The 13248-nt window shown below is 67.2% G+C and carries 12 protein-coding genes; 9 read left to right on the plus strand and 3 right to left on the minus strand.

Going from position 1 to position 13248, the window contains the following annotated elements; all coding sequences use genetic code 11:
* The first annotated feature begins 19 nt into the window (after positions 1-19).
* From AAEX60_RS14685 to AAEX60_RS14725, 9 genes are all read left to right on the plus strand, one after another.
* Positions 20-739 (plus strand): HD domain-containing protein, encoded by a 720-nt coding sequence (locus tag AAEX60_RS14685; RefSeq protein WP_342104388.1) that lies wholly within the window; start codon positions 20-22, stop codon positions 737-739.
* Positions 729-1493: an IclR family transcriptional regulator gene (locus tag AAEX60_RS14690; RefSeq protein ID WP_342104390.1), complete on the plus strand. Its 765-nt coding sequence runs from the start codon at positions 729-731 to the stop codon at positions 1491-1493. Before AAEX60_RS14685 ends, AAEX60_RS14690 begins: the two co-directional genes overlap by 11 nt.
* 109 nt (positions 1494-1602) lie before the next feature.
* Positions 1603-2862, plus strand: coding sequence for a cytochrome P450 (locus AAEX60_RS14695; RefSeq protein ID WP_342104392.1), 1260 nt, complete (start codon positions 1603-1605; stop codon positions 2860-2862).
* Positions 2863-2865: 3 nt separating this feature from the next.
* Positions 2866-5748, plus strand: coding sequence for a PEP/pyruvate-binding domain-containing protein (locus tag AAEX60_RS14700; protein ID WP_342104394.1), 2883 nt, complete (start codon positions 2866-2868; stop codon positions 5746-5748).
* A complete protein-coding gene (locus AAEX60_RS14705; RefSeq protein WP_342104396.1) occupies positions 5745-6509 on the plus strand; it encodes an SDR family NAD(P)-dependent oxidoreductase in 765 nt (254 codons plus the stop codon). The genes AAEX60_RS14700 and AAEX60_RS14705 overlap by 4 nt, the downstream gene beginning before the upstream one ends.
* A gap of 56 nt (positions 6510-6565) precedes the next feature.
* Entirely contained in the window at positions 6566-6886 is a 321-nt protein-coding gene (locus AAEX60_RS14710; RefSeq protein WP_342104397.1) for a 2Fe-2S iron-sulfur cluster-binding protein, read from the plus strand.
* Between the two features lies 1 nt (position 6887).
* Positions 6888-8141, plus strand: a complete 1254-nt coding sequence (locus AAEX60_RS14715; RefSeq protein ID WP_342104399.1) for an NAD(P)/FAD-dependent oxidoreductase — start codon at positions 6888-6890, stop codon at positions 8139-8141.
* Between the two features lie 34 nt (positions 8142-8175).
* Positions 8176-8847: an HD domain-containing protein gene (locus AAEX60_RS14720; protein WP_342104401.1), complete on the plus strand. Its 672-nt coding sequence runs from the start codon at positions 8176-8178 to the stop codon at positions 8845-8847.
* Entirely contained in the window at positions 8844-10322 is a 1479-nt protein-coding gene (locus AAEX60_RS14725; RefSeq protein WP_342104404.1) for an aldehyde dehydrogenase family protein, read from the plus strand. Before AAEX60_RS14720 ends, AAEX60_RS14725 begins: the two co-directional genes overlap by 4 nt.
* Before the next feature lie 111 nt (positions 10323-10433).
* Here the strand turns inward: AAEX60_RS14725 and AAEX60_RS14730 are convergent, their stop codons facing one another.
* Genes AAEX60_RS14730 through AAEX60_RS14740 form a run of 3 tightly spaced genes read right to left on the minus strand, consistent with a single transcriptional unit; the run spans position 10434 to position 13246 of the window.
* Positions 10434-11375, minus strand: a complete 942-nt coding sequence (locus AAEX60_RS14730) for an NAD(P)-dependent oxidoreductase (protein ID WP_342104406.1) — start codon at positions 11373-11375, stop codon at positions 10434-10436.
* Positions 11376-11417: 42 nt separating this feature from the next.
* A complete protein-coding gene (locus tag AAEX60_RS14735; RefSeq protein WP_342104408.1) occupies positions 11418-11714 on the minus strand; it encodes a YciI family protein in 297 nt (98 codons plus the stop codon).
* Positions 11711-13246 (minus strand): FAD-dependent oxidoreductase, encoded by a 1536-nt coding sequence (locus AAEX60_RS14740; protein ID WP_342104410.1) that lies wholly within the window; start codon positions 13244-13246, stop codon positions 11711-11713. The genes AAEX60_RS14735 and AAEX60_RS14740 overlap by 4 nt, the downstream gene beginning before the upstream one ends.
* Between the last annotated feature and the right edge of the window lie 2 nt (positions 13247-13248).

Below are 13248 nucleotides of genomic sequence, written 5' to 3' on the forward strand. Positions count from 1 at the left end.
GGGGCCGTTAGATGAAGCCATGACCGTAAAGAGAGCCGCCACCGGCAATGCCCTGGGCAGCGACATCGTCCAGAACCTGCCCGACGGACCGGAACTGACGCCGATCGAACTGACCGAGCCGCACGCCCGGATCTGGGCACTGGCCAAGGGTTACCTCACGGTGCGGAACAACGACAGCCACACCCTGTACGCCTACGGCCTGGCGCGGGCGCTGGTCGCGTGTCATCCCGACGCGGATCCGGAGGTGGTGCTGCCCGCGATCCTTTTGCACGACGTCGGCTGGTCCCAAGTCCCGCGCGATGAGATCCTGCTGGGCATCGCCCCGGGGAGTAATCGACCGGATCTGGTGTTGCTGCACGAGCGAGAAGGCGCCCGGCTGGCGCGGGAGATCCTGCACCAGGTGGAGCACGACCCCAGCGTCATCGAAGAGATCGCGGAGATCATCGACGGACACGACACTCGCAAGGAAGCGCTCTCCCTGAACGACTCGCTGGTGAAGGATGCGGACAAGCTGTGGCGGATCACCCCGCACGGTGTCGACACGGTGATGGACTGGTTCGGACTGGACCGCCGCCAGGCCACCCAGCTGATCCGCAGCCGCGTGCACGACCACCTGTTTGCCGACACCGCCCGCACCATGGCGCAGGCCTTCGCCGCCATCGCGGGGATCGACGCGAGCCCACAGCTCGTCGAGCTGGAGGCCGAGCAGGAGCTCCGACGGGACCCCGGTGAGCGCTGACACCCCGGCCCCCGAGGCTCATCCACCGCGATCGGTGGCCAGCAAGGTGCTGGACATTCTGGGTGCCTTCGAGACAGCTCGCCCCAGCCTGTCCCTGACGGAGATCGCCCAAGCCTGCGACCTGCCGTTGCCGACGGCACACCGATTGGTGGGCGAGCTGGTCACTGGCGGCGCGCTGCTGCGCCTGCCAAACGGCAACTACTCCGTCAGCCTGCGGCTGTGGACCATCGGCGAGAACAGCCTGCGTCGGGCCCGGGGCGCCGCGCGACTGCATTTGCAGGATCTCTTCGCTCTCACTCAGGAGACCTCCCAGATGGCGATCCGGGCAGGCGACGATGCGTTGTATCTGGAGCGCGTGTACAGCTCCAAGCGGGTGCCACGCGCCTCCCGCGTCGGCGGACGGCTGCCGCTGCACCTGACCGCCGTCGGGAAGGTCTTGCTGGCTTACGAGAGCCCAGCATTCATCGAGCACTACCTGGGTCTGGAGCTGGAGGGCCGAACCAGGCACTCCCGCACCGATCCGGAGCAACTGCGAATGGAACTGGCGAAGGCCAAGGAGCGCGGCTTCGCCACGACGCAGGAGGAGGTGCGGCTGGGCTCCTGCTCGATCGCCGTGGCTGTCACTCCGCGCCACGGGCTGATGCCGGCGGCCGTCGGGCTGGTGATGAACGTCACCCAGGCGAGCTCCATGCGGACGCATCTTCCTGCCCTGCGCGGGGTGGCCGAGCAACTCGGGAATCTCACCGAACTCTGACGGCGCACGTCTAGGGTAACCACCAAGACTTCCGCTGAACGGAAGTTCGGCATTGTCGCGTCCGCCCTCCACCGGTGACTCTTGACACACCTCACGCAAAGGAGCGTTCATGAGCAACTCGACGGATTCCACGCCTACCGTCTCCGGCTGCCCGATGCACCACGGTTTCAAGCCTTTCGACCAGAAGGATCCCTTTCCCTCGTACGCCGAACTCCGCAGGGAAGAACCTGTCATGTTCGACGAGCGGGTCGGCTATTGGGTCGTGACCCGCTACGACGACATCAAGGCGGTCTTCGACGACTGGGACAGCTTCAGCAGCGAGAATGCGCAGGCGCCGGTGCGCCAGCGTGGCCCGCAGGCCAAGCAGATCATGGCCGACGGCGGCTTCACCGCCTACTCCGGTCTGTCGGCGCGCGTACCACCGGAGCACACCAGGATCCGCAAGATTGCGCAGAAGGCCTTCACCCCGCGCCGCTACAAGGTTCTGGAGCCAGCCATCCGCCAGAATGTCGACGACCAGCTGTCCAAGATGCTCGCCAAGCCGGAGCGGGCCGGCGACATCTTCCAGGATCTGGCCTACGACGTGCCGACCATCACCATCCTTACCCTGCTGGGCGCCGACACCAATGAGGTGGACCAGTACAAGCGCTGGTCGGATGCACGCGCCGCGATGACATGGGGGGACCTGTCCGACGAGGAGCAGATCCCCTACGCCCACGAGCTGGTGGACTACTGGCAGGACTGTCTGCGGCTGGTGCGCGAGGCGCATGAGAACCATCCGGACTCGCTGGTGGGTGACCTGGTCAAGGCGCAGGAGAGCGGCGAGGAGATCACCGACCACGAGATCGCGTCGCTGTGCTACAGCCTGCTCTTCGCCGGCCACGAGACCACCACGACGCTGATCTCCAACGCCTTCCGGGTGCTGCTGGCCCACCCCGAGCAGTGGCAGGCGCTGGTCGACGATCCCAAGAAGATCCCCGCCGCCATCGACGAGGTTTTGCGCTTCAGCCCCTCGATCACCGCTTGGCGGCGCAAGGCCCTGAAGGACACCACCGTCGGCGGCGTGGAGATCCCCAAGGGTGCCGAGCTGCTGCTGGTGATGGGCTCCGCGAATCGCGACGAGGATCGCTTCCAGGACGCGGAGAGCTTCGACATCGCCCGACCCAATGCCCGCGAGCACCTCGCCTTCGGCTTCGGTATCCATTTCTGTCTGGGAAACATGCTCGCCAAGTTGCAGGCCAAGATCGCCCTCGAGGAGGCGGTGCGTCTGGTGCCGTCGCTGCGCATCGTCGCGCCTGAGCAGATCAACTTCCGCGAGAACATCTCGTTCCGCGTCCCCACTTCCGTCCCCGTCACTTGGGAGGCCTGATTCATGTCCCAACACCGCTTCTACCAGTTCTTCGACGAGGGCGCCCCGGCCACCATCGAACGTCTCGGCGGCAAGTGCGCCTCCCTGGTATCGATGACCGAGGCCGGCATGCCCGTCCCGCCCGGCTTCGCCGTCACCACCGATGCCTTCGACGAGTTCCTGCGCCAGTCGGGGATCGAGGACGAGATCCTCGCCCGCCTCGAGCGGCTGAACATCGAGAACCTCGGCCAGGTGGACGTCGTCTCAGCTGCCATTCGTGACCGGATCATGTACCTGCCGGTGCCCGAGGAGATCCGTCAGGAACATGTCCAGGCCTACCGCGAGCTGCAGTCCCGCTTCGACGCCCCGGTCCCTGTGGCCGTGCGCTCCTCGGCCACCGCGGAGGACCTGCCGGGCGCGAGCTTCGCCGGCCAGCAGGACACCTACCTGTGGGTCAACGGTGAAGCGAGCACCCTCAGCCACATCCGTCGCTGCTGGGCCTCGCTCTACACCGCCCGCTCGCTGATCTACCGCGAGAAGAACAACATCCCGCATGAGGGCCTGAGCATGGCCGTAGCCGTGATGAAGATGGTCAACTCCAAGGTCTCCGGCGTCGCCATGACCCTGAATCCGACCAATGGCGACCGTTCCAAGGTGGCCATCGACTCCTCCTACGGCGTCGGTGAGATGGTGGTCTCGGGCGAGGTCACGCCGGACAACATCTTGGTGGACAAGGTGATGCGCACCATCGTCTCCACCCACATCGGGGACAAGCACGCCGAGCTGGTCAGCGATCCCACGCTGGGCCGGCTGGTGCACCTGGACGTCTCTCCCGAGCGGCGCGAGGTATGCAGCCTGACGCCCGAGCAGATCCTGGCGATCACCGAAATGGCGATTGCCGCGGAGAAGCACTACGAGTGCCCGCAGGACATCGAGTGGGCGCTGGACGCGGACCTGCCCGACGGCGAGAACCTGCTGCTGCTGCAGGCCCGCCCGGAAACCGTCCACGCCAATGTGGAGGATGAGCAGGATGTGGACGGAGCGGCGCGCACCGGCTCGTCGGTCCGCTCGCTGAAGGGTCACGACGGCAGGCTGAAGAGCTTCCCGAAGCCCTCCGAGATCCCCGTCCCGGCCGGGGCCGAGGGCTGGGAGGAGCTGTATCCCTACCACCTGCGCTTCTCCAACCTGAGCGGTGCCGACGACGACAAGTTCTGGTTCTGCGACAGCTCGCACTGGCCTACGGTCTTCAAGCCCTTCGAAACCATCGGTGGCGAATTCGCAGTGAAGTGCCTGGGCCAGTACAACGCCCGGCACCTGCTGATCCCCAATGCCAATGGCATCGAGTTCAAGATGCACCTGGGCTACCTCTACATGTCACCGATCGGCGTCCCCGAAGACCAGATCGCCAGCCGCCTACCGGAATTCGAGCGTCGTGCCGGCCACTACTTCCAGAACTGGAATGAGCTGCTGGGGAAGTGGCACGTCAAGGTGAAGGGCACCATCCAGGAGATGGAGTCACTGACCTTCGAGAACCTGCCCGACGCGGTCAGCTGGGAGGACCACATCGCCGGCCGCGCCACCGACGGCACCGAGGTGCTGCTGGACAACTTCGACCGACTGATCCAGCTCTGCTATCAGAACTGGCAGTACCACTTCGAGTTCCTGAACCTGGGCTACATCGCCTACCTGGACTTCTTCGGCTTCTGCAAGGAGACCTTCCCCGGCATCCCGGACCAAGCCATCGCCAAGATGGTCCAGGGCGTGGACATGGAGCTGTTCAAGCCCGACGACGAGTTGAAGGAACTGGCTGGTCTGGCTGTCGAGAAGAACCTGGATGCTGCCTTTGCGGACACCCGCTTCCCGGAGAAGGTGCTGGCTGCCATCGCCGCGGCCGACGGTGGTCAGGGCTGGCTGGACCGGTGGGAGCAGGCCAAGGAACCCTGGTTCAACTTCACCGTTGGCAATGGCTTCTACGGCCACGACAAGTACTGGCTGGAGCACCAGGAGATCCCGCTGGGCTACATTGCCGACTACATCCGGCGGCTGCGCGACGGGCAGGACATTGCCCGCCCGATGGAGCACCTGCTGGCCGAACGCGACCAGGTGGTGGACGGCTACCGGTCCACGCTCAACGGCGACACCCTGGCCACCTTCGACCAGAAGCGTGGTCTGGCGGCCACCGCCTACCCCTACGTCGAGAACCACAACTTCTACATTGAGCACTGGACGATGGGCGTCTTCTGGCGCAAGGTGCGCGAGCTGTCGCGGGTCTTCGTCCGGGCCGAGTTCTGGTCAGATCCGGCCGACATCCTGTACCTCAACCGCAATGAGGTGCGCGACGCGCTCTATGACCTGACCACCGCCTGGGGCGTGGGTGCCGTCGCCACCGGCCCGCACTACTGGCCGGCCGAGATCGAGCGTCGCCGCAAGATCATTGACGCGCTCAAGACCGCTCGTCCGCAACCGGCGCTGAACACGCCGCCGGCCGAGATCACCGAGCCGTTCACCATGATGCTCTACGGCATCACCACCGAGCAGGTGGAGCAGTGGCTGGGCAATGACGACGAGAACCACGAGGAGGGTGTGGTCACCGGCATGGCCGCCTCCCCCGGCTGTGTCGAGGGCATCGCCCGCGTGGTGCACGACTCGGATGATCTTGACCAGGTGCAGCCCGGTGACATCCTGATTGCCACCATCACGGCACCGTCCTGGGGCCCGATCTTCGGCAAGATCCGCGCCACCGTCACCGACATCGGCGGCATGATGAGCCACGCCGCCATCGTCTGCCGGGAGTACGGCCTGCCGGCCGTCACCGGCACCGGCACCGGCACCGGCACCACCGTGATCAAGACCGGCGACAAGGTGCGGGTTGACGGCAACACCGGCCGGGTGGAGGTGCTCTCATGACCGGGGCAAACCAGCAGGAACTGCGCACCGTCGTCGTGACGGGCGCCGCGGGCGGGCTCGGGCGCGAATTCGCGCTCGGGTTCGCCCGGCGGGGCGGCCACCGGGTAGCCGTCGTGGACGTGGACGAGGCGGGCGTCGCCGAGACCGCCCGGCTGGTTGAGGCCGAAGGCGTCGAGGCGTGGCACGGCCGGATGGACGTCACCGACCCGGCCTCGATCGAGGCGACGATGACACAGATCGCCGCCTTCGGGCAGGGCCACATTGACGCGATCATCAACAATGCGGCGCTGTACGCGGGCATCACTCGCGCGCCACTGGAAGACCTCGATCCCGCCGAGTGGGACCGGGTGATGGCGGTCAACCTGAAGGGCCCGTGGCTGGTGGTGCGGGGCGCCAGCCCCTACCTGCGCGAGGGTTCCCGGATCGTGAACCTGGCCTCGGCCACCGTCTTCAGCGGCTCCGCCCAGTGGGCGCACTATGTGGCGTCCAAGGGTGGGGTGATTGCGCTCAGCCGGGTCATGGCCAAAGAACTGGGGGCGCGGGGCATCGGCGTGAACACCATCGCGCCGGGCTTCACCCTCACCGAGGCCAGCCTGGGGCTGATGGAGGATGCGGCCAGCTATGGGGTTGACCGCGGCTCCCTGAAACGTCCCATCCAGCCCTCCGACATCGTCGGCGCCGCGCTCTTCCTCGCAGGTCCTGATTCGGACTTCGTCACGGGGCAGACTGTGATCGTCGACGGAGGTCGTCAGTTCCTCTGATCCGCACCGGCCCGGCCAACAGCCGTCGCCAACGACCAGCAATGAAGGAGTACACCATGCCCACCGTCAGCTACACCGACGCCGCCGGCGAGACCCGCACCATCGAGGCCAATGTTGGCGATTCCGTGATGGAGACCGCCGTCCGCAATGGCGTGCCCGGCATCGTCGCCGAATGCGGCGGCTCGCTCTCCTGCGCCACCTGCCATGTCTATGTCGACGAGGCAGACCTGTCCAGCCTGCCCGAGATGGAGGAGATGGAGGACGAGATGCTCTACGGCACCGCCGAGGACCGCGAGGACAACTCGCGGCTGTCCTGCCAGCTGAAGGTGTGCGAGGGCATGGACCTGCACGTCACCACCCCGGCTACGCAGGTGTGAGATGACCAACGACGGACTGCTGATCATCGGTTCCTCGCAGGCGGGCGTGCAGTTGGCCTGCTGCCTGCGGGCGCTCGGTTACGAGGAACCGATCACCATGCTGGGTGATGAGAACCATCGTCCCTACCAGCGCCCCGCCCTGTCCAAGGAGTACCTGCAGGGCAAGATCACCAAGGAATCCCTGATCTACCGCGCCGAGAGCTACTGGGACGAGAACGAGATCACCGTGGTGAAGAACGAGCGCATCCTGCGGATCGAGAAGGCCGACGACGGTTCCGGCGTCGCCTACTCCATGTCTGGTGCCGAGTTCCCGTTCAGCCGTCTGGCGTTGGCCGTCGGTGCCCGGGCCCGCAAGCTGCTGCTGCCCGGCATTGATTTGCCGGGTGTGCTCTACCTGCGCAATGCGGACGATGCGCTGGAGTTGAAGGCCCGGGTGCCCAATGTGCAGGACGTGGTGGTGATCGGTGGCGGTTTCATCGGCATCGAGGCCGCCGCCAGCCTGCACTCGATGGGTCGCAAGGTGACCCTGCTGGAGGCCGGCCCGCGGCTGGTGGGCCGCGCGGTGGGCGAAGAGACATCGCAGTACCTGCTGGAGCATCACCGCGACCAGGGCATCGACATCCGGCTGAATGCCCAGGTCAGCGAGCTGACCGCCCGCGGCGACCACGTCGGTGGCGTGAAGCTGGCCGACGGCAGCGTCATCCCGGCCGACCTGGTGCTGGTGGGCGTCGGCGTTCTGCCCAACACAGAACTGGCCGAGTCGATCGGTCTGGACTGTGACAACGGCATTCGGGTGGACGCCTACTCGGTGGCCTCCGACGGCGTCACCGTCGCCGTCGGTGACGTGGCCAACCTTCCCAACCCGGTTCCCGGCGCGCCAGAGGGCGACCGGGTGCGCTTCGAGAGCGTCAACAATGCCGTCGAGCAGGCCAAGGTTGCCGCCTACTCGATCACCGGCCGCAGCGAGGAATACGTCAGCATCCCGTGGTTCTGGTCCAACCAGGGCGAGCTGAAACTGCAGATCGCCGGACTCTCCACCGGAGCCGAGCGCACCCTGGTGCGCCACGACGAGGCGAGGGGCCGGTTCACGGTGCTCTACTACCGCGGTGAGCAGCTGATCGCGGCCGACTGTGTGAACTCCCCCGTCGACTTCATGGCCGCCAAGAATGCCCTGCTCAAGCGGGGCAATGTGCCCTACGACCAGGCGGGCGACCCGTCCGTTCCGCTCAAGACCATCACCGTCCTTCCATCCTGACGTCGTTTCAGGCACGCCATCCCTAGGGAGAACCATGCCCACCCAGCCCTTGCCCCCGCTGCCGGTCACCAGCCCGGTGGCCCCCGACACGTCGCCGATCATCACCACCCCGCCGCGCGGCACCGATCTAGATCCGATCTGGGAGCGAGTGGTGCCCGAGACCCGATCGCGGGCCAATGACATCCACCTGCCCATCTCGCTGGCCTACGCCGAGCGGCTGTGCGACTGCTTTCCCGAGGCCGACGCGCTGATGGTGCGGGTGGCTCTGCTGCTGCACGACACCGGTTGGGGTCGAGTGGACGAGACCCGGATCATCTCCGAGGGCTTCCGCGGCGACTGGCGCAAGGCCGACATCCGCTTCGAGCACGAGCGTCAGAGCTGCCTGATCGCCGAGGAGGTGCTGCCTGATCTGGGGTACTCGGCGGACTTCATCGCCGAAGTGAACAAGATCATCGACGGGCATGACACCCGGCCCGACGCCCTCAGTCTGGAGGATGCCCTGGTGCGTGATGCCGACCGCCTGTGGCGTTTCACCACGACGGGAATTGCCTTGGCCAGCGGCTGGTTCGACATGGCGCCCTCGCCGTACACCGACCGCCTGGTGCGCGAGATCATTCCGGAGCTGAAGACCCAGCCCGCCATTGAAATGGCCACCGCCGAGCTGGAGCGCGCCACCGCCATGCTGAAGACGGCGGTGCTGCGATGACCAGCTCGTCCAAGGAACTCCGGGCGGCGCTGCACCTGCCGTACGCCCACGTCGACGACCTGTACATCGAGGGCGACTGGGTGAGCGCGCAGGGCACCGAGCGGATCGACGTGGTGGATCCCACCACCGAGGAGATCTGGGCCTCGGTGCCCGAGGCCGACCGCGAGGACGTGGACCTGGCCGTCAGTGCGGCGGTGCGGGCCTTCCAGGAGGGTCCGTGGCCTCGGATGGCGCCGTCGGAACGGGCCGAGATCATCCGTCGGATGGCCGACGAGGTGCAGCAGCGCGCCGAGCTGATGGCGTGGACCAATACCCGGGAGAACGGCAGCCCGCTGGCCGAGACCAATGGCGCCGCGGCCAACGCGGCCGGCATCCTGCGGCACTTTGCCGGCTATGCCGAGCTGCTGGAGCGCGAAGACGTGCGCCCCTTCCCTAATGGCTCGGCGGAGACCGTGGTGCGGCGGGACCCGATTGGGCCGTGCGCGCTGATCGCCCCGTGGAACTTCCCGATCAACCTGATGGTGATCAAGATGGCCCCAGCACTGCTGGCGGGCTGCACCATGGTGATCAAGCCGGCCGAATCCACTCCCCTGTCGATCCGCTTCGTCGTCGAGGCGGCGGAGGCGGCCGGGGTGCCCGCCGGGGTGATCAACCTGGTCACCGGCGCTGGGGCGACGGGCGACGCGCTCGTGCGCCACCCCGGCATCGCCAAGGTGGCCTTCACCGGCTCCACCGGCGTGGGCCGCAAGATTGCCGCCGCCTGCGGCGAACTGCTGCGGCCGGTCACGCTGGAGTTGGGTGGCAAGTCCTCGGCTATCGTGTTGCCGGACGCCAATCTGGAGGACATGTCGTCGGTTCTGCTGCGCTCCTGTATGCGCAATGGCGGCCAGACCTGTTACATCTCCACCCGGATCCTGGCTCCCGCCGAGCGCTACGACGAGGTGGTGGAGATGGTGACCAGTACCGTGGCCGGCTGGGCTCAGGGCGACCCCCTCGAGCCGGGCATCGTGGTGGGGCCGTCGGCCACTCGCTCCCAGCGCGACGTGGTGCTGGGCTTCCTGAACTCCGCCCGTGACGAAGGCGCCCGGGTGACGACGGGTGGTGCGGCCCGTGATGGCACCGGCTTCTTCGTCCAGCCGACCGTGCTGGCCGACGTCACGCCCGAGATGCGGGTGGCGCGCGAGGAGATCTTCGGCCCGGTGATCACCATCCTGCGTTACGAAAACGTGAACGAGGCCATCCGGATTGCCAACTCGACGGGCTTCGGACTGGGCGGTTTGGTCTTCTCCGCAGACCAGCAGAAGGCGCAGGAGGTGGCGGAGCGGATGGACACCGGATCGGTGGGCCTGAACTTCTTCCAGTCCAACCACAACGCGCCCTTCGGCGGCCGGCACGATTCCGGCCTGGGCGTCGAGTACGGCATCGAGGGCCTGCACGCCTACCTGAGCTTCAAGTCGATTCACCGTCTTGGTTGAACCCCGGGCGAATTCGCCTGACGAGGCGCACCGTGCCCGGCACCCCCTGTGGGTACCGGGCACGGATCAGTTCTCCCTCATCAGAAGGGGTAGCGTGTGATTTCCGACGGCTCAGGATGGTTCGGGCAGCGTCGACGACGTCCGCTGCCGCTGGATGATCCGGTCGGCCTCGGTGCGCCAGTCCTGACTGCGGGCGAAGCCCTCGGAGCCGCGCTGGCCGAAGACGCCTTCATCACCCAGATCAGCCATCCACGCCTGGCGATGCGCCGTCGCGGTGGCCGAGAGCGGCTCCAGGCCGGCCTCGCGCACCGCGAGCGCAGCCTCGAACATCTCCTCCGAACGGCGACGCCCGTGCTCGATGGTGCGCTGGAAGAAGTAGGCCCCCTGCGCCTCCCAGTCGATCCCGGGGAAGGTCTCGGCCAGCGAAGCCAGCACCGCGTCCTCGACGCCGTGCGCCCGGGCGGCGGTGAAGCTCTCCACCACCATCGCCTCCAGCCCCTTGATCATCACCGACCGGCAGAGCTTGGTGGCCGACGCGACGCCGAGCCGCTCGTCGTGGAAACGAGCACCGGACAGGCCCAGCCCATGCAGCACCGGTTCAAGATCCCGCGCATCCGGGCCGCCCAGCAGCAGCGGAACCGCGCTGCGGTAGGGCGGCACCGAGGTCATCACGGCGCCCTCCACGTACCGGCCGCCGGCCTCGCCCACCGCTGAGGAGGCCTCCTTCTTGGTGCCCGGCGAGGCGGAGTTGAAGTCCAGGTAGAAGGAGCCGCGGCGCAGGCCGGGAGCGGTGGCGCTAGCCGCGGCCCCAGTCTGGCTGGCAGTGACGGCGCAGATCACGACGTCGGCCCGCTCGGCCACGGCGGCGTGCGTAGCGGCCCAGACCACGCCCAGCCGCTCGGCATGCTCCCGCAGCGTCGGGTCCTCGTGCTTGAGGTCGTGGGCAGCCACCGCAACGCCCCGCTCGCGCAGGTCCTCGGCCAGGATCCGGCCCACCTCGCCATAGCCAATCAGTCCGACATTCACGGTGACTCCCCTCGTCGCGGTCTTCACCTGCGACGCTAACCAAGACGGCCCCGCCTGTCGCCCCCGCGTTCAGCCCTTGACCTGCTCCACCAGTTCCCCGGACATCGGGATGAACTCGGTGATCCACCGCTCGGCAACGAAACCCCCGCTGTGGAAGGGGTCGGCATCGCTCAGCGCCGCCACCTCGTCGGGGCTTCCCGCCCGGAGCACGAACACGGCGCCGGGAGTCTCGTCGGGGCCGTAGGCACCGGCCACCACATTGACACGGCGCTCCACCAGCTCACGCATGTAGGCCTTGTGTTCCTCCAGCACCACCATTCGGTCGCCATCGCCGTAGGTGTACTGCAGAAGGTAGGTCTTGCTCATTGGTCTTCTCCTTGGGTCGATTGGTCTTCGTGCTGACGTGGTTGGTGGGCGGCGGACCGGCCCGCGAGCCGACCCGAGGTGAAGGCCCACCCAAGATGGTGTCCGTGCCCGAACAGGGCGAGCCCGCCCTGCCCGGCATTGCCGGCCGCGAACAGCCCGGGGATGGCCTGATGGGAAGCATCGAGCACGGCCAGGTCACGATTGACTGCCAACCCCCCATTGGTCTGGATCAGGAAGGCATGGAGCGGGCCGAGTGCAAACCACGGCCCCCGCCCCAGCTCGGGCCCCCCACGGGCCCGCTTTCGTTCGTTGCCCTCCTCCACGGCCTGGGCAACGGCCTGCGGCGGCAGCCCCAGGCTGGTGGCAAGGCCGTCAAGTGTCGGGGCCTCGGTGTACACATCGCGCCGGGCCCGCTTGAAGTCGCTCATGTAGGCATGCGCGACGCCGGGAGCGGTGGCGACGTGGTTGGGAGCAGCGTCGTAGCGCTGGTACAGGGTGGCATCGCCGATCAGGAAGCCACCCTGTCCCCCCAGGGCAGCCACGCTCAGGTTGATGTTCTCCTCCGTCTCGCTGCGCAGCCGTCCCGCACGGTCCACCAGGATCGCGCCGTCGGTGAACATCGACTCCCGGGGTGAGAGGAAGGTGGTGACGAAGCCCATCATCAGGGACCGCACCAAGCGGTTGGGCAGGTTGGCCAACGACCAGCGCACCACCCCGGTGAAGGTACGAACCGGGGGAACCTTCTGCACCAGTCCATAGAGCCCTTCGGAGGCGGGCGGCGAGAGTCGCATGCTGGGCACGTCGAACAGGTCCGCATTCAGCACGGTCGCACCCACCGCCTCCGCCATCCGCTGGCCGTCGCCATTGGCCAACGGATTCACGGGCTGGAAGCCAGCGACTCGCGGGCTGATCCGTTCCGTCTTCATCTGCTCGCTGGCCGAGAAGTCACCGGAGGCAATGACCACGGCGCGCTCCGCCCGGTACTCACGACCGCTGGCCCGGACCCCGACGATTCGCCCGTGGTCGCTCAGCAGGGCTTCGACGGGGGTGCCCAGCAGCACCTGCACCCCCACCGAGCGAGCCCGTCGTGCCAGGTGATGAATGTAGGCACGGGAACCCGGCAGAATGTTGTGCAGGCGCGGCACGCTGTGCGGTGGTTCCCCCACCGGCCCGTAGAACTCCATCCCCATACCGCGAAGCCAGGCCAGCGTGGCGGTGACATTGTGGATCAGCAGTTCCACCAGTTCCGGATCCTCCTGTTCGGCAAGTGCACCGGACAGTTTCCGATAGTCGCGCAGATGCTCCTCCGGAGAGTCCTGGATTCCCTGCTGGCGCTGGTCCGGGGTGCAACTGGCCGCGATGGATCCGACGCTGCGTCCCGTGCTGCCCCGCAACTCCTCGCCTGTCTCCAGCACCAGCACCGAGGCGCCCTGCTCAGCGGCCTCGATGGCTGCCGCCAGCCCAGATCCGCCGCCGCCGATCACCAGGACGTCCGCCGTGGTGGCCGTCACGCCCTTGTCGTGCTTTCGCATCC

Source organism: Luteococcus sp. H101, assembly GCF_038433155.1.
In the GTDB taxonomy this organism is placed as follows: domain Bacteria; phylum Actinomycetota; class Actinomycetes; order Propionibacteriales; family Propionibacteriaceae; genus Luteococcus.

Excerpts from the sequence above, each read along its gene's own strand:
- AAEX60_RS14725 (WP_342104404.1), top strand. The coding sequence starts at position 8,844 with ATGACCAGCTCGTCCAAGGAACTCCGGGCGGCGCTGCACCTGCCGTAC.
- AAEX60_RS14735 (WP_342104408.1), bottom strand. The coding sequence starts at position 11,714 with ATGAGCAAGACCTACCTTCTGCAGTACACCTACGGCGATGGCGACCGA.
- AAEX60_RS14715 (WP_342104399.1), top strand. The coding sequence starts at position 6,888 with ATGACCAACGACGGACTGCTGATCATCGGTTCCTCGCAGGCGGGCGTG.
- AAEX60_RS14720 (WP_342104401.1), top strand. The coding sequence starts at position 8,176 with ATGCCCACCCAGCCCTTGCCCCCGCTGCCGGTCACCAGCCCGGTGGCC.
- AAEX60_RS14710 (WP_342104397.1), top strand. The coding sequence starts at position 6,566 with ATGCCCACCGTCAGCTACACCGACGCCGCCGGCGAGACCCGCACCATC.
- AAEX60_RS14700 (WP_342104394.1), top strand. The coding sequence starts at position 2,866 with ATGTCCCAACACCGCTTCTACCAGTTCTTCGACGAGGGCGCCCCGGCC.
- AAEX60_RS14705 (WP_342104396.1), top strand. The coding sequence starts at position 5,745 with ATGACCGGGGCAAACCAGCAGGAACTGCGCACCGTCGTCGTGACGGGC.
- AAEX60_RS14740 (WP_342104410.1), bottom strand. The coding sequence starts at position 13,246 with ATGCGAAAGCACGACAAGGGCGTGACGGCCACCACGGCGGACGTCCTG.
- AAEX60_RS14695 (WP_342104392.1), top strand. The coding sequence starts at position 1,603 with ATGAGCAACTCGACGGATTCCACGCCTACCGTCTCCGGCTGCCCGATG.
- AAEX60_RS14685 (WP_342104388.1), top strand. The coding sequence starts at position 20 with ATGACCGTAAAGAGAGCCGCCACCGGCAATGCCCTGGGCAGCGACATC.